Origin of the sequence: Hoeflea sp. BAL378 (assembly GCF_000759435.1) — a bacterium.
Lineage (GTDB): Bacteria > Pseudomonadota > Alphaproteobacteria > Rhizobiales > Rhizobiaceae > Hoeflea.
In genome coordinates, this window is sequence record NZ_JRJG01000053.1 from 1 (window position 1) to 15,554 (window position 15,554).

The window sequence follows — 15,554 nt, forward strand, 5'->3', positions numbered from 1 at the left end:
CCAAGACCCGGCCCGCCGCGATCCGTCGCGGCGGGCCGGGCCGGTTGCGGACCCCGTCAAGGACGCCGCGGCGGCCTGAGGACCGGTCCCGGCGATCGCGCCGTCCCCGATCGGCTACGTTGATCCGGGCGGCTGCGGCGGAAAGATCTCCACCCGCGTCACACGGATGATCTCCGGCCGGCATGAGCACACAAGCATCCGGCATTGACGCGGAACAACGCGAATGCAGGATGCTCGGGTTTCACCCTCCCGGAGCGTCGATTGCCAGTCCAAGGGGACGGGCAGGCTGCGGAGTTCATCGCTGACAACGGGGCCGCGGGACAGCGCTCCTGCGCGGCGTTGCCGACAAGGCCGGACAAAGAAGGAAATGCCATGCTGGAATACAGGGTCTCCGCGCGCCGCATCGACAGCCATGGATCCGAGGCCACGACGAAAGAGGCGAGGATCGTCCTGGACACCGACGTGGCGGGGCGGGCCGATGCCTTCAACCCGGCCGAAATGCTGCTGGCGAGCCTCGCCGCCTGCATCCTGAAGGGCGTTGAACGGATGATTCCGATGCTCTCCTTCGACCTGCGCGGCGTCGAGGTGAGCCTGCACGGCACGCGTCAAGACAGCCCGCCGAAGATGATCCGCATCGAGTATCGGATCGTCGTCGACACCGACGAGACCGACGCGCGGCTCGACCTGCTGCACCGCAATCTCCGGAAATACGGCACCATCTTCAACACGCTTGCCGGCGCCACGGAATTGGCCGGAACCATCGAGCGCAAGCCGGGTTGAGCAGCGACCAGGGCGGCGCGGACGCCGGTCCGCCGAAGGGCTCGCCAGATCCTGGCAGCCATGCGGGGAAATTCGGAAACTTGCTTCGGAATCGACGGTTTCACATTGGTGAGCGCGCGGGGGTTCGAACCCCGGACCTACTGATTAAAAGTCAGTTGCTCTACCGGCTGAGCTACGCGCTCCCAGGCCCCTTGCGGCGCGGGTGCGCCAAGGGCCGTGAGTGGCGCGGAACATAGGCAGGCAGCCGCACATGGTCAACCGCAAAACTCCGCGCCCGGGAGAGAAAATTCCCGATCCTGGCGGACCCGCAGGCAGCCGCGAAGCCGGGCCGGGTCCCGCACCTCCGCGTGCCTGTCCGGCAAGCCCGCGCGAACGGCCCCCGGGCAGGTCCGCCTGCAGGCGACACGCAAGGCGCGGGCTTGAGGTCTCCGCCGACGGATCGCCGGCTTCCCTGCGCCGTTCGTCGCGACAGGCCGGGCGCCGGACCGGGTGCGGCAATGCGCCCGCGGCATCACGCAAGCCTGTCCAAAACGTGACTGGCATATGGACGCCGGGCGCATTAGAAGGGGCGCGGACCACTCAAGGCCGCCCAGGCCGGACCGAGCGACACACATGCCACGAAGGGTTCTGGTTTCGTGACCATCGCCGACATTCCGCTTCTCACCGTTCTGCTCGCCGGCGCGCTGTCGTTCCTGTCGCCCTGCGTGCTGCCGCTGGTGCCACCCTATCTGTGCTACATGGCGGGCGTGTCGGTGGAGGATTTCCGCGGCTCGGGCGCCGCGGCCCGGGCGTCGGAGACCCGTCGGGCGGTGGTGCTGGCCTCGCTGTTCTTCACCTTGGGCTTCGCCACCGTGTTCGTGGCGCTCGGCGCCGGCGCGTCGAGCATCGGCGCCGCGCTGCGCCAGCATATGGATCTGCTGGCCAAGGTCGGCGGCGTGGTGATCATCCTCATGGGCCTGCATTTCCTCGACCTGTTCAGGATCGGGCTGCTGGCGCGCGAGGCCCGCTTTGCCGGCGGCGGCAAGCCGGCGACCCTGTCGGGAGCCTATCTGATGGGGCTCGCCTTCGCCTTCGGCTGGACGCCCTGCATCGGCCCGGTTCTGGGCGCGGTACTGGGCGTCGCCGCGGCGCGCGAGACGGTGGGCTCGGGCGCGGCCCTGCTCGCGGCCTATTCGCTGGGCCTTGCCGTGCCGTTCTGGATCGCGGCGCTGTTTTCCGAGCGCTTCATGCGCTTCGCCCAGCGCTTCCGCCAGCACCTGGGAACGGTGGAGAAGATCACCGGGGCGCTCCTGGTGCTGACCGGCATCCTGTTCCTGACCGGTGGCATGGCGACGATGGCCTACTGGCTGCTCGAGACCTTCCCGGCGCTGGGCATGATCGGCTGACCCTGGCCGCGGCGCCTCAGGGCTTCCGCCTCGGCGCGGTCGCCAGCACCAGGCCCGACAGCACCGTGAGGATGCCCACGGCGTGGTGGGTCTCGAACGGCTCGCCCAGCACCAGGACGGCGAGGCCGACGCCATAGGGCGGCAGCAGATACATGAACACGCTCGCCGTCGAGGCGCCGAGCCGCGCCACCCCGTACTGGTAGCCCGAAAACGCCAGCAGCGACGAGAACACGACGATGCCGGCAATGCCGCCCCAGGCGGTCAGGGTAACCGGCATGCGCGCGCCGGCGAGAAACTCCCACAGCGCGAACGGCGCGAGCAGCAGCGCGCCGGACAGGGCGATGAGGGCGAACAGGGCCGACACCGGCAGACCCGCCGTGCGCGGCCCCTTGAGCAGCACCGAATAGCCCGCCCAGGCCAGCGCCGCGCCGATGAACATCAGGTCGCCGAGATTGAACGAGGTGCGCAACAGGCTGCCCGGGTCGCCCTCGAGCACGATGATCGCCACGCCGAGAAAGCCCAGCAGAATGCCGGCGATCTCGCGCGGGCTGGTGCTGCGGCCGAAGAACAGCCGCTCGAGCAGGATGATCATCAGCGGCGAGGTGGTGTAGATCAGCGTGCCGTTGGTGGCCGTCGTGAACTGCAGGGCGTAATAGACGCCCGCGCCGCAGATCCCCATGCCCAGCAATCCGAGCGTCAGCCAGTGCAGCGGATGGGCGGCGACATAGGTCCGCGCCCGGATCCGCGCCCTCCACAGGAACGGCGACAGCACGAGCGCGGCGGACGCCCAGCGCAGGAAGGCGAGCGTGAACGGCGCCACCTCGGGAATGGTGGAACGCCCGAAGATCAGGTTGGACGAGAAGAACAGCGGCGTGAGCAGCATCACCGCAAGGGGCATGAAGCGCGCGAACGGGGCGGTTTGGGCGGGCGAGGCGGCGGGAGTCATGCTGTGTCCAAACCTTGTCAAGGGCTGCCTGAAAGAGATAAATGGCGCGTCCGGTGCTATAGGCTCCGGCACGTGTAAACAAGCGATTCGACAAAGAGGTGATGGAATGGCGCGGACATGTCTGGCTGTCGTGCTAGCGGCGGGCGATGCGACACGAATGAAATCGTCGAAATCCAAGGTGCTGCACACGGTCGGCAATCTGCCCCTGATCGCCCATGTGACGCGCGCCGCCGCGAGCGCCGGCGTGGGCAAGGTGGCGCTGGTGGTCGGCCGCGACGCCGGCAGCGTCACCGCCGCCGCGGGCATCGGCATCGAGGTTCCGGTCACGCCGGTGGAGCAGACCGAACGCAAGGGCACCGGCCACGCCGTGCTGATGGCGCGCGACGTCATCGCCGAAGGCTATGACGACATCGTCGTGCTCTATGGCGATGCGCCGCTGATCAGTCCCGAAAGCCTGGCCGCCGCCACCGCCAAACGCGCGGGCGGGGCAGATGTCGTGGTGCTCGGCTTTCGCGCCAAGGACCCCACCGGCTATGGGAGGTTGATCGAGCGCGACGGCGAACTGGTCGCCATCCGCGAGCACAAGGAAGCCAGCGACGAAGAGCTCGCCATCGATTTCTGCAACGGCGGCGTGATCACCTTCTCGGGGAGCGAGGCCGTGAGCCTGCTCGAGGCCATCGGCAACGCCAACGCCAAGGGCGAGTACTACCTCACCGATATCGTCGAGATCGCCCGCGCCCGCGGCCTCAGATGCGTCGCCATCGAGGCCCCCGAGGAAGACATGATGGGCTGCAACACCCGCGCCGAACTGGCCGAGATCGAGGCCGTCTGGCAGGCGCGCGCGCGCCACGCGGCGATGCTCTCGGGCGTCAGCATGATCGATCCGGGAAGCGTCTTTCTCTCGTTCGACACCGAGCTCGGCAATGACGTGGTGATCGAGCCCAATGTCTGGTTCGGCCCGGGCGTGCGCGTCGGCGCCTGCGCGGTCATCCACGCCTTCAGCCATATCGAGGGGGCCGAGATCGGCGCGGGCGCGATGATCGGGCCGTTCGCGCGGCTGCGCCCGGGCACGGAACTGGGCGAAAAGGCCAAGGTCGGCAATTTCTGCGAGACCAAGAAGGCCAGGATCGGCGCCGGCGCCAAGGTCAATCATCTCAGCTATATCGGCGACGCCATCATCGGCGCCGGCGCCAATATCGGCGCGGGCACCATCACCTGCAATTATGACGGGGTGAACAAGCATGTGACCGAGATCGGGGCAGGGGCCTTCATCGGCTCCAATTCGTCGCTGGTGGCGCCCGTCAGGATCGGCGACGGCGCCTTTGTCGGCTCGGGAAGCGTCATCACCACCGATGTCCCGGACGACGCGCTGGCGCTTGCGCGGGCCCGGCAGGAGACGAAACCGGGCCGCGCCGAACGGCTCAGGGAAAAGCTCGCCGCCATCAAGGCGCTGAAGAAAAACCCGTCATCCGGACAGCAAGGCTGACGCCGGTTACGTCGTGTCATGAAAATTGAGTGGCTCCAAAGCTTTACGGCACTGGTCTAAACCCGTGCTGGTCGATAAGAGCTTTGCAACCATCAGATCGGGGAGAAGTGCATGTGCGGAATAGTGGGGATTGTCGGCAATCGCGAGGTCGCGCCGCTTCTGGTCGACGCGCTCAAGCGGCTGGAATATCGCGGCTATGATTCAGCCGGCGTCGCCACCGTCAGGGACGGCAAGCTCGACCGCCGCCGGGCGGAGGGCAAGCTCGCCAATCTCGACCGCAGGCTGGGCGAAGAGCCGCTGGCCGGCCATGTCGGCATCGGCCACACCCGCTGGGCCACCCATGGCGCGCCGACCGAGGCCAATGCGCATCCGCATTTCTGCGACGGCGTCGCCGTGGTCCACAACGGCATCATCGAGAATTTCGCGCCGCTGCGCACGGCGCTGATCGCCGACGGGGCGGTGTTCCACAGCCAGACCGACACCGAGGTGGTGGCGCAACTGCTCGCGGCCTGCCGCAAACAGGGCATGGCGCCGCGCGAGGCGATGCAGCAGACCCTGTCCCGGCTCGAGGGCGCTTATGCGCTGGCGGTGCTGTTCGACGACCAGCCGGACATGATCCTGGGCGCCCGCTCCGGCCCGCCGCTCGCCGTCGGCCACGGCCAGGGCGAGATGTTCCTGGGCTCGGACGCCATCGCGCTGGCCCCCTTCACCGACGAGATCACCTATCTCGAGGATGGCGACTGGGTGGTGATCACCCATGATCACCATGAGATCTATGATCATTCGGGGCAGAGGGTCGAGCGCAAGAGCCAGATTTCGCAAGGTGCGGCCTATGTGGTCGACAAGGGCAATCACCGGCATTTCATGGAGAAGGAGATCTATGAACAGTCGGAGGTCGTGTCGCACACGCTCAGCCACTACATCGATTTCGCCGAAGGCCGCGTCAAGTTCGATTCGGCCCAGATCGATTTCGCCAATCTCGACCGGCTGGCGATGTCGGCCTGCGGCACCGCCTTTTATGCGGGCCTGATCGGCAAATACTGGTTCGAGCGCTTCGCGCGCCTGCCGGTGGAAATCGACGTGGCGTCCGAATTCCGCTACCGGGAGATTCCGCTTGCGGGGCGGATGGCGGCGCTGTTCATCTCCCAGTCCGGCGAAACCGCCGACACGCTCGCCTCGCTGCGTTATTGCCGCGACAACGGGCTCACCATCGGCGCGGTGGTCAATGTGCGCGAATCCACCATCGCCCGCGAATCGGACGCGGTGTTCCCGACGCTCGCCGGCCCGGAAATCGGCGTGGCTTCGACCAAGGCCTTTACCTGCCAGCTTTCGGTGCTGGCGGCGCTGGCGCTGATCGCCGGCCGGGCGCGCGGCACCCTGTCGGACGAGGATGAACGCAGGTGCGTCCAGGCTCTCGTCGAGGTGCCCCGGCTGTTCAACGAGATCCTGGCGGCGATCCAGCCGCAGATCGAAACCCTGTCGCGGGAGCTCGCCCGCTTCAAGGACGTGCTCTATCTCGGCCGCGGAACCAGCTTCCCGCTGGCGCTCGAGGGCGCGCTCAAGCTCAAGGAAATCTCCTATATCCATGCCGAAGGCTATGCCGCGGGCGAACTCAAGCATGGCCCGATCGCGCTGATCGACGAGACCATGCCGGTGATCGTCATCGCGCCGCATGACCGGCATTTCGAAAAGACCGTCTCGAACATGCAGGAAGTGGCCGCGCGCGGCGGCCAGATCATCCTGGTGACCGACGAGAAGGGCGCCGCCGCCACCACGCTCGAGACCATGGCGACCATCGTCCTGCCGGTGCTCGACGAGATCGTCGCGCCCATTCTCTTCGCCCTGCCGGTGCAGCTCATCGCCTACCACACGGCGGTGTTCATGGGCACCGATGTCGATCAGCCGCGCAATCTGGCGAAATCGGTGACGGTCGAATAGTCCCGGTTCCGAAGTCGACCCGCGTCCCGCCGGGCCTTGTCTTGGCGGGCCGGCGGCACCATTATTATAGTGTTGCGGCGCATCATTGCGCGCGGGCGATCCAGGGACAGGTCCTAAGATGAGCGAAAAGCAGAAACGGCCGGGCGCCGGTGTGCGGCTGAGGAACTATTTCCTGACCGGGCTGATCATCGTCGCGCCGGTCTTCATCACCGCCTATCTGACGTGGACCTTCATCGGCTGGGTCGACGGCTGGGTCAAACCCTATATCCCAGCCGCCTACAATCCCGACCATTACCTTCCCTTCGCCGTGCCCGGCTTCGGCCTGGTGACGGCGCTGTTCCTGATCACGCTGATCGGCTTCCTCACCGCCAACCTGGTCGGCCGCTCGATCGTCGCCTTCGGCGAGTCGCTGCTCGACCGGATGCCGCTGGTGCGCAATCTCTACAAGGGTCTCAAGCAGATCTTCCAGACGGTGCTGGCGGAGAAGGGCGGCTCCTTCAAGCAGGCCGGGCTGATCGAGTACCCGCGCAAGGGCCTGTGGTCGATCGTCTTCATCGCCACGGAGACCAAGGGCGAGGTCAACCACCGGCTGCCCGACGACGATCCGATCTCGGTCTTCCTGCCCACCACGCCCAATCCGACATCGGGCTTTCTGCTGTTCGTGCCGCGCAAGGACATCATGTTTCTGGACATGAGCGTCGAGGAGGCGGCCAAGATGGTGATTTCCGCGGGCCTGGTGTCGCCGGAGTTTCCCAGGACGCTACCGGTTCAGGGCAAGCCCAAGTCCAGGCCCACCGCAGTCTGAACCCGTCACCCGGCGCGCAGGAAGCGGATCGCCTCGTCGCGCCGCATCAGGTAGAGCAGCATGCGCAGAGCCGCCCCGCGCGAGCCCGAGAGGGCAGGATCGCTCTCGAGCACGTTGCGCGCGTCGCTGCGGGCGATCTCCAGGAGATCGCCGTGGACGGAGAGGTCGGCGAGCCTAAAGCCCGGCAGGCCCGATTGCCGGGTGCCCAGCACTTCGCCTTCGCCGCGCAGCTTCAGGTCTTCCTCGGCGATGCGGAAGCCGTCCTCGGTCTCGCGCAGCACCTTGAGCCGCGCCTCCGCCGTCTCGCCCAGCGGCCCGTGATAGAGCAGGATGCAGCTCGAGGCGCCGTCGCCGCGCCCCACCCGGCCGCGCAACTGGTGCAGTTGCGCAAGCCCGAAGCGCTCGGCATGCTCGATCACCATGATGGTGGCGTCGGGCACGTCGACGCCGACCTCGATCACGGTGGTGGCGACCAGCAGCCGTGTCCGGCCGGCCTTGAAGGCGCTCATCGCCTGGTCCTTTTCCTCCGACGTCATGCGGCCGTGGACGAGCGCGACCAGCGGGGCGAGGTCGGGACCGAGCGCCTTGGCGAGGCTCGCGTGCCGGCTTTCCACGCTCATCAGCTCGCTTTCGTCGGAATCTTCGACCAGCGGGCAGATCCAGTAGGCCTTTTTGCCGTCGAGCACGGCGGTCTTGAGCCGCGCGACGATGTCGCCGAGCCGCTCGTCGGGGATGGTGACGGTGGCGATCGGCTGCCGTCCGGCGGGTTTTTCCGTGAGCTTGGAGACATCCATGTCGCCGAATGCCGCCAGCACCAGCGTGCGCGGGATCGGCGTGGCGGTCATCACCAGCATGTGCGGCGCCGTGCCCTTGGCGGTCAGCCTCAGGCGCTGGTGCACGCCGAAGCGGTGCTGCTCGTCGACCACCGCCAACGTGAGATTGGAATAGACGACGGACTCCTGGAACAGCGCATGCGTGCCGATGACGATCTGCGCCGCGCCCGAGGCGATCCTGTCGAGCAGATCCGCGCGCTCGCGGCCCTTGGCGCGCGAGGTCAGCACCACGACCTCGATGCCTGCCGCTTCGGCCATCTTCTCGATGGTGGCGTAATGCTGGCGGGCGAGGATTTCCGTGGGCGCCATCAGCACCGCCTGGCCGCCGGCCTCAACCGCGTCGGCCATGGCGAGCATGGCGACGGCGGTCTTGCCGGAGCCGACATCGCCCTGCAGCAGCCTGAGCATCCGGTCGGTTCCCGCCATGTCGGCAAGGATCTCGCCGATGGCGACCTCCTGGCTCCCGGTCAGCGAGAACGGCAGCGCGGCGAGGATCGCCGCGCGCAGCTTTCCTTCGGCGAGCACGGGGGTGCCCGGCAGCCTGCGCAGCGTCTGGCGCACCAGAGCCAGCGACAATTGCCCGGCCAGCAATTCGTCATAGGCGAGCCTGCGCCGCGCCGGGGCCATGGGATCGACGTCACGGGCGCTCTCGGGATGATGCAGGCTGCGGACCGCTTCGGAAAATTCGGGAAAGCCGTTTTTCGCCACCAGATGCGGATCGGCCCATTCCGGCAGCTCCGGCAGGAGGTCGAGCGCCGACTCGATCGAGCGCCTGAGGATCTTGGGCGAGAGGCCGGCCGTCAGCGGATAGACCGGCTCGATCAGCGGAAAGCTGTCGGCCTCGGCCTCACGCACCACATGGTCGGGATGCACCATCGACGGCCGGCCGTTGAACCATTCGACCTTGCCGCTGATCAGGAATGTCTCGCCCACCGGCAGCAGCTTTTCCAGCCACGCCTGCTTGGAATGGAAGAAGGTGAGCGCCATTTCGCCTGTCTCGTCATGCACATAGACCCGGTAGGGCGCCGACCGGCGACCCGGCGGCGAGGGCTGGTGGCGGTCGACGCGGACCTTGAGCGTGGCGATGACGCCTTCCGGCGACGTGGCGATCTCGGACTTCCGGGAGCGGTCGATCAGCCCGTGCGGCGGCAGCAGCACGAGGTCGAGCGCGCGGGTGTCCTCCGGGCTCTCCCGGCCGGTGACGCGGGCCAGCGCCTCGGCGAGCTTCGGGCCGATTCCGGGCAGGCTTTCCACGGATTTGAACAGGGGGTCGAGCTCGAGCGGACGCATGGCCCAGATGAACTGCAAATTTGGGTGAAAGGCAAGGCTGACAACCGGGCGGCGACAGGATAAGGAAACCCTCCAACCGAAAAAGGCAGATCATGACCGGAACGACACGTTCAAGCGCCGACCTTGATCCGCGCCGCCGCCGCATTCTGGTGCGGGCCTGGCGCCGCGGCATCCGCGAGATGGACCTGGTGATCGGCGGTTTCGCCGATGCCGAGATCGCCACGCTCAGCGATGCCGAACTTGACGAGCTGGAACTGCTGATGGCCGAGGAAGACGCCGACATCTTCCGCTGGGTGACCGGCGAGGTGGCGATTCCCGAGCGCTTCCGCACGGCGATGTTCGAGCGGATGCGCGGCTATGTGCCGGATTTCGAACCGCCGGCCGGGCCGGAAGGGCAGGCGTCCGGATCATGAAGCCCGTCCTCCCGGCCGCACAGGTTGCAGGCGCGAAGATCCCGGTCACGCTGTCGGGCGTGCCCCAGGGCATGGAGGCGCTGGCGCTGGCCGAGCTCGCGGCGGCCGGACCGCTGGCCTATGTCATCTCCGACGGCCAGCGCATGTCCGATCTCGAGCAGAACCTCGCCTTTTTCGCGCCCGAGATCCCGGTGCTGACCCTGCCGGGCTGGGACTGCCTTCCCTATGACCGCGTCTCGCCGGGCGCCGACATCTCGGCCCGGCGGCTTGCGGCGCTGTCGGCGCTGGCGCGGTTTTCGGACACGCCGCACCCGGCCATCGTCATCATCACCGTCAACGCCATGCTGCAGCGCGTGCCGCCCAAATCGGTGGTCTCGGGCCTGGGCTTTTCAGCCCGCGCTGGCAACCGGCTGAAGATGGAGGATCTGGCGGCGCAGCTCTCGCGCAACGGCTTCGAGCGTGTCGACACCGTGCGCGAGGTGGGCGAATACGCGGTGCGCGGCGGCATTCTCGATGTCTTCGTGCCCGGCGACGAGGAGCCGGTGCGGCTCGATTTCTTCGGCGACACGCTCGAAAGCGTGCGCCATTTCGATCCCGCCTCGCAGCGCACCACCTCGCGGGCCAAGGAGCTGGCGCTCAACGCGATGAGCGAGGTGACGCTCGACGCCGAGACCATCAGCCGCTTCCGCACCAATTATCTCGCCCGCTTCGGGGCCGCGACCCGCGACGACGCGCTCTATGTCGCCATCAGCGAAGGCCGCCGCTATCCCGGCATGGAGCACTGGCTGCCCCTGTTCCATGACCGCATGGAGACGGTGTTCGATTATCTCGCGGGCTTCCGCCTCGCGGGCGACCACATGCTGGCGGAAGCCGCGAGCGAGCGCCGGGCGCAGATCGAGGACCATTACGAGGCGCGCGCCGCGGCCCTGTCGATCGAGAAGGCCAAGAGCGTCCACGCCGCGCCCTACAAGGCGATCGAGCCGGACCTGCTCTATCTCGACACCCAGGAGCTGATGGCCGGCTTCGAGGCCTGGAACGCCATCCGGCTCACGCCGTTCCACGAGCCCGAGACCGCCGCGCGCCGGGTGATCGATCTCGAGACCCGCACCGGGCCGCGCTGGGCGGCGGAGGCGGAAGCCGACAAGTCGACCGACGCCGCGCGCGTCAACCTGTTCGAAAAGCTGGTCGCCCATGTCGGCGCCAGGCGCGCCGAGGGGCGCAAGGTGCTGATCACCGCCTGGACCGAAGGCTCGCTCGACCGCCTGCTGCAGGTGACCGAGGAGCACGGGCTCAAGCGGGTGGTGCGGATCGCCCGCCATGCCGATCTCGACAGGCTCAAGCCGGGCGAGGCGGCCGCCGCGGTGCTCGCCATCGAGGGCGGCTTCGAGATCGGCGATCTCGTCGTCATCGGCGAGCAGGACGTGCTGGGCGACCGGCTGGTGCGCCGCGCCAAGCGCAAGCGCCGCGGCGCCGACTATATCTCCGAGGTCTCCGGCCTCGACGAAGGCAGCTACGTCGTCCACGCCGAACACGGCATCGGCCAGTTCATCGGCCTGCGCACCATTGAGGCGGCGGGCGCGCCGCATGCCTGCCTGGAGCTGCATTACGCCGGCGACGCCAAGCTGTTCCTGCCGGTCGAGAACATCGAGCTGCTCACCCGCTACGGCTCCGACAGCGCCGAGGTGCAGCTCGACAAGCTCGGCGGCGTGGCCTGGCAGTCGCGCAAGGCCAAGCTCAAGAAGCGGCTGCTCGACATGGCCGAGGGCCTGATCCGCATCGCCGCCGAGCGGCACATGCGCAAGGCCGACGTGCTCGCAGCCCCCGAGGGGCTCTATGACGAGTTCTCGGCCCGCTTCCCCTATGACGAGACCGAAGACCAGATGGCGGCGATCGAGAAGGTGCGCGAGGACCTGGCGGCGGGCCAGCCGATGGACCGGCTGATCTGCGGTGATGTCGGCTTCGGCAAGACCGAGGTGGCGCTGCGCGCGGCCTTCATCGCCGCCATGAACGGTGTGCAGGTGGCCGTCGTGGTGCCGACCACGCTGCTGGCGCGCCAGCATTTCAAGACCTTCACCGAGCGGCTGCGCGGCTATCCTGTGCGCATCGCCCAGGCCTCTCGCCTGGTCGGCGCCAAGGAACTGGCGCTCACCAAGGCCGAGCTGCAATCGGGGAAGACCGACATCGTCGTCGGCACCCATGCGCTGCTCGGCTCGTCGATCAATTTCGCCAATCTGGGCCTGCTGATCATCGACGAGGAGCAGCATTTCGGAGTCAAGCACAAGGAGCGGCTCAAGGAGCTGAAGTCCGACGTGCATGTGCTGACGCTCTCGGCGACGCCGATCCCGCGCACGCTGCAACTGGCGATGACCGGAGTGCGCGAACTCTCGCTGATCACCACGCCGCCGGTCGACCGCATGGCGGTCCGCACCTTCATCTCGCCGTTCGATCCGGTCACGATCCGCGAGACGCTGATGCGCGAGCACTACCGCGGCGGCCAGAGCTTCTATGTCTGTCCGCGCCTTTCCGATCTCGAGGATGTCGCAGCCTTCCTGCGGTCCGATGTCCCTGAACTGAAGTTTGCGGTGGCGCACGGCCAGATGGCTGCCGGCGAGCTCGACGACATCATGAACGCCTTCTATGACGGCCAGTACGACGTTCTGCTGTCGACGACGATCGTCGAATCCGGCCTCGACGTGCCGACCGCCAACACGCTGATCGTCCATCGCGCCGACATGTTCGGCCTGGCCCAGCTCTACCAGTTGCGCGGTCGTGTCGGCCGCTCCAAGGTCCGCGCCTTCGCGCTGTTCACGCTGCCGGTCAACAAGACGCTGACGGCCACCGCCGACAAGCGGCTCAAGGTGCTGCAGTCGCTCGACACGCTCGGCGCCGGTTTCCAGCTCGCGAGCCACGACCTCGACATCCGCGGCGCCGGCAATCTGTTGGGCGAGGAGCAGTCGGGCCACATCAAGGAAGTGGGCTTCGAGCTCTACCAGCACATGCTCGAGGAAGCCGTGGCCGAGGTGCGCGGCGAGGACGAGATCGTCGACACCGGCTGGTCGCCGCAGATCACCGTCGGCACGCCGGTGATGATCCCCGAGGATTACGTGCCGGACCTGCATTTGCGGCTCGGTCTCTACCGGCGGCTCGGCGACATCACCGAGGTCAGCGACATCGACGGCTTCGGCGCCGAGATGATCGACCGTTTCGGGCCGCTGCCGATCGAGGTGCAGCATCTCTTGAAGATCGTCTTCATCAAGGCGCTCTGCCGCAAGGCCAATGTCGAGAAGCTCGACGCCGGCCCCAAGGGCGTGGTGGTGCAGTTCCGCAACAAGGAATTCGCCAACCCCGCGGCGCTGGTGGGCTACATCTCCAAGCAGGGCCAGATGGCCAAGATCCGTCCCGACCAGAGCGTGGTCTTCATCCGCGACCTGCCGACGCCCGAAAAGCGCCTGACCGGGGCCGCCGTGGTGATGACGCAGCTTGCGGAGCTGGCGACCAAGGCCGGGTGAAAACGGCCCTCCGGAGGGCGCTGTCCGGTCTCCTCGCTAGTGCGGAGACCAGGCCCGGAGCTCCTCGAAGATCAGCGCCCGAAGCCAGCGGTGCACCGGGTCGGCGTCCATGCGCGGATGCCAGGTCTGGGTGATGACGAAGCGCGGCGTGGCGACCGGCAGCGCGAACAACGAGGTCCCGCCCGTTGCGCCGGGCTGGCAGCACGATCGCGGCACCATTCCAACGAGATCGGACGCGGCGGCGACGGCGATGACGGCCGGATAGCTCGGCACCACCAGATGCACCTTGCGCGTGAGCCCGAGGGCGGCGAGCGCCTCGTCCACCGGCCCGGTGAACTTCCCCCGGCGCGAGCCGACCACATGGCCGCAGGCGGCGTACCGCTCGGCAGTGACGGGGCCGTCCGCGAGAAGCGGGTGGCCGGTCCTGGCGACGCCCACGAAGCTGTCCTCGAATAGGGTCTGGCCGCGCAGCTCCGCGCCGGCGCCCGACACCACGCCGATGTCGAGATCGACGGTGGCGTCCCTGAGCGGCGCGATGTCCTTGTCCGGCTTGGGGGCGAAGCGCAGCCGCACGCCGGGGGCGGCCTCGGTCACGGTGGCGCTGAGCCGGGCGGCGTAGAGCAGCACGAAGGAATCATTGGCGCGGATGGTGAAATCGCGCCTGAGGTCGCGGATCTCGATCGCCGGCGAGGGGCTCAGCACGGTCTGCACCGCCGCGGTCAGCGACTCGACCTCCGCGGCGATGGCCTCGGCATGGGGCGTGGCGACCATGGCGCGGCCCGCCGGCACCAGGATCGGATCGCCGAGCGCGGTGCGCAGCCGCGACAGCGTCCGGCTCATCGCCGATGTGCTGAGGCCGAGCTTGCGGGCGGCGCCGGACACGCTGCGTTCGCGGAGCAGGGCGTCGAGCGCCACCAGCAGGTTGAGGTCCAGATCAGGCATGGCCCACACTAGGAAGTTATGGCGTCAGACGCAACGCTATGTTTCCTCTGTTGCGTCTGGCGCAAATCTTTTGGCGGGGATATCCCTCGGACACACACCCTACGAAGTGATCCGCCATGTCCCAGACCTCCTCCCTTGATGCCGCCGATGACGGCCTGCCTGCGCCGCGCCGCCACCTGGCCGTCGCAGTGCTGCTCCTGTCGCTCGTGCTCGTCGTGCTCGACGGCGCCATCGCCAATGTCGCGCTGCCTTCCATCGCCGCCTCGCTTGGGGCCCACCCCAGCGACACGGTGTGGGTGGTCTCGAGCTATCAGCTCGCCGTGCTGGTGGCGCTTCTGCCCTGCGGCGCGCTGGGCGAGATCTACGGGCCGCGGCGCGTCTTCCTGATCGGCGTCGCGCTGTTCGTCGTGGCCTCGGCCGCCTGCGCGCTCTCGCAGAGCCTGCCCATGCTGGTGGCGGCGCGGTTCGCGCAAGGCCTGGGCGGCGGCGCGATCATGGCGCTGGCGGCGATGAACCTGCGCTTTGCCGTGCCGCAGCGGATGCTCGGAACCTTCATCGGCTTCAACGCCATGACGATCGCGATCTCGTCGGCGGCCGGACCTGCGGTGGCGGGCGCCATCCTGTCCGTGGCGGATTGGCCCTGGCTGTTCGCGGTCAACCTGCCGCTCGGCGCGCTGGTGCTCGTCTGCGGCGGAATCCTGGGCAATCTCGACGGGGTCAGGCGGCCGCTCAACCTGCGGGCGCTGCTCGCCAACACGGCGATGTTCATCCTGTTCTTCGCCGGCGCGGAACTGATCACCAGCGCGCCGCTGACCGGCGCGACGCTGATTGCGGCGTCGATCCTGTGCCTGGTTCTGCTGCTGCGGCTCGAACGCGACGCCCGGTCGCCGATCGTCCCCACCGACCTGCTGGCCGAGCCGGGGTTCCGGATCGCCGTCATCGCCTCGGTCGCCTGCTTCACCGGCCAGATGCTTGCCTATGTCGCGCTGCCGTTCTACCTGCAGCACACGATGGGCATGACGCCGGCGCGGACCGGGCTCTACATGATGGCGTGGCCGCTGGCGACGATCGTCGTCGCGCCGGTCGCGGGCCGGCTCGCCGACCGCATCAAGACGGCGTGGCTGTGCTCCGCGGGCGGCGGTCTGCTGGCGCTCGGGCTGCTGCTCGCGGCCCTGCTGCCGGCCGATGAGGCCGCCCTCGGCTTCCTTGTCGGCACCACGCTCGCCG

General features: G+C 68.0%; 11 protein-coding genes and 1 tRNA gene. 8 read left to right on the forward strand and 4 right to left on the reverse strand.

Annotated elements, in window-relative coordinates; genetic code table 11:
- Positions 1 to 372: 372 nt before the first annotated feature.
- On the forward strand, positions 373 to 780 hold the full coding sequence (locus LL06_RS13335) for an OsmC family protein (RefSeq protein WP_035527562.1): 408 nt from the start codon (positions 373 to 375) through the stop codon (positions 778 to 780).
- 106 nt (positions 781 to 886) lie between these two features.
- Here LL06_RS13335 and LL06_RS13340 read toward each other — a convergent pair.
- Positions 887 to 962: transfer RNA gene (locus tag LL06_RS13340), tRNA-Lys, on the reverse strand.
- Positions 963 to 1,415: 453 nt separating this feature from the next.
- On the opposite strand from LL06_RS13340, the gene LL06_RS13345 reads away from it, so the two are divergent.
- Positions 1,416 to 2,165 (forward strand): cytochrome c biogenesis CcdA family protein, encoded by a 750-nt coding sequence (locus tag LL06_RS13345; RefSeq protein WP_035527565.1) that lies wholly within the window; start codon positions 1,416 to 1,418, stop codon positions 2,163 to 2,165.
- Between the two features lie 16 nt (positions 2,166 to 2,181).
- Here LL06_RS13345 and LL06_RS13350 read toward each other — a convergent pair whose 3' ends face one another.
- Positions 2,182 to 3,111, reverse strand: a complete 930-nt coding sequence (locus tag LL06_RS13350; RefSeq protein WP_244447131.1) for a DMT family transporter — start codon at positions 3,109 to 3,111, stop codon at positions 2,182 to 2,184.
- 106 nt (positions 3,112 to 3,217) lie between these two features.
- Between LL06_RS13350 and glmU the strand changes: the two genes are divergently transcribed.
- The 3 genes from glmU (at position 3,218) to LL06_RS13365 (ending at position 7,340) form a co-directional block, all read left to right on the forward strand.
- Positions 3,218 to 4,597 carry a bifunctional UDP-N-acetylglucosamine diphosphorylase/glucosamine-1-phosphate N-acetyltransferase GlmU gene (gene glmU, locus LL06_RS13355; RefSeq protein ID WP_035527568.1) on the forward strand — a complete coding sequence of 460 codons (1,380 nt, stop codon included), beginning with the start codon at positions 3,218 to 3,220 and terminating at the stop codon, positions 4,595 to 4,597.
- A gap of 111 nt (positions 4,598 to 4,708) precedes the next feature.
- Positions 4,709 to 6,535, forward strand: coding sequence for a glutamine--fructose-6-phosphate transaminase (isomerizing) (gene glmS / locus LL06_RS13360; protein ID WP_035527571.1), 1,827 nt, complete (start codon positions 4,709 to 4,711; stop codon positions 6,533 to 6,535).
- A gap of 118 nt (positions 6,536 to 6,653) precedes the next feature.
- Entirely contained in the window at positions 6,654 to 7,340 is a 687-nt protein-coding gene (locus tag LL06_RS13365; protein ID WP_052161550.1) for a DUF502 domain-containing protein, read from the forward strand.
- 5 nt (positions 7,341 to 7,345) lie between these two features.
- Here the strand turns inward: LL06_RS13365 and recG are convergent, their stop codons facing one another.
- Positions 7,346 to 9,463, reverse strand: coding sequence for an ATP-dependent DNA helicase RecG (recG, locus tag LL06_RS13370; RefSeq protein WP_035527583.1), 2,118 nt, complete (start codon positions 9,461 to 9,463; stop codon positions 7,346 to 7,348).
- Positions 9,464 to 9,555: 92 nt separating this feature from the next.
- Between recG and LL06_RS13375 the strand changes: the two genes are divergently transcribed.
- Both LL06_RS13375 and mfd read left to right on the forward strand, forming a co-directional pair.
- Positions 9,556 to 9,876, forward strand: a complete 321-nt coding sequence (locus LL06_RS13375) for a succinate dehydrogenase assembly factor 2 (protein ID WP_035527574.1) — start codon at positions 9,556 to 9,558, stop codon at positions 9,874 to 9,876.
- On the forward strand, positions 9,873 to 13,385 hold the full coding sequence (gene mfd / locus LL06_RS13380; RefSeq protein WP_035527577.1) for a transcription-repair coupling factor: 3,513 nt from the start codon (positions 9,873 to 9,875) through the stop codon (positions 13,383 to 13,385). The genes LL06_RS13375 and mfd overlap by 4 nt, the downstream gene beginning before the upstream one ends.
- 36 nt (positions 13,386 to 13,421) lie before the next feature.
- On the opposite strand, the gene LL06_RS13385 is transcribed toward mfd, so the two are convergent.
- Entirely contained in the window at positions 13,422 to 14,327 is a 906-nt protein-coding gene (locus LL06_RS13385) for a LysR family transcriptional regulator (protein ID WP_035527585.1), read from the reverse strand.
- A gap of 188 nt (positions 14,328 to 14,515) precedes the next feature.
- On the opposite strand from LL06_RS13385, the gene LL06_RS13390 reads away from it, so the two are divergent.
- Positions 14,516 to 15,554: MFS transporter (locus LL06_RS13390; protein WP_035527587.1), on the forward strand; the 1,039-nt coding region annotated here is incomplete at its 3' end.

Coding starts and splice junctions, on each gene's coding strand:
- LL06_RS13335 (WP_035527562.1), top strand. CDS start 373: ATGCTGGAATACAGGGTCTCCGCGCGCCGCATCGACAGCCATGGATCC.
- LL06_RS13350 (WP_244447131.1), bottom strand. CDS start 3,111: ATGACTCCCGCCGCCTCGCCCGCCCAAACCGCCCCGTTCGCGCGCTTC.
- glmU (WP_035527568.1), top strand. CDS start 3,218: ATGGCGCGGACATGTCTGGCTGTCGTGCTAGCGGCGGGCGATGCGACA.
- glmS (WP_035527571.1), top strand. CDS start 4,709: ATGTGCGGAATAGTGGGGATTGTCGGCAATCGCGAGGTCGCGCCGCTT.
- LL06_RS13365 (WP_052161550.1), top strand. CDS start 6,654: ATGAGCGAAAAGCAGAAACGGCCGGGCGCCGGTGTGCGGCTGAGGAAC.
- recG (WP_035527583.1), bottom strand. CDS start 9,463: ATGCGTCCGCTCGAGCTCGACCCCCTGTTCAAATCCGTGGAAAGCCTG.
- LL06_RS13375 (WP_035527574.1), top strand. CDS start 9,556: ATGACCGGAACGACACGTTCAAGCGCCGACCTTGATCCGCGCCGCCGC.
- mfd (WP_035527577.1), top strand. CDS start 9,873: ATGAAGCCCGTCCTCCCGGCCGCACAGGTTGCAGGCGCGAAGATCCCG.
- LL06_RS13385 (WP_035527585.1), bottom strand. CDS start 14,327: ATGCCTGATCTGGACCTCAACCTGCTGGTGGCGCTCGACGCCCTGCTC.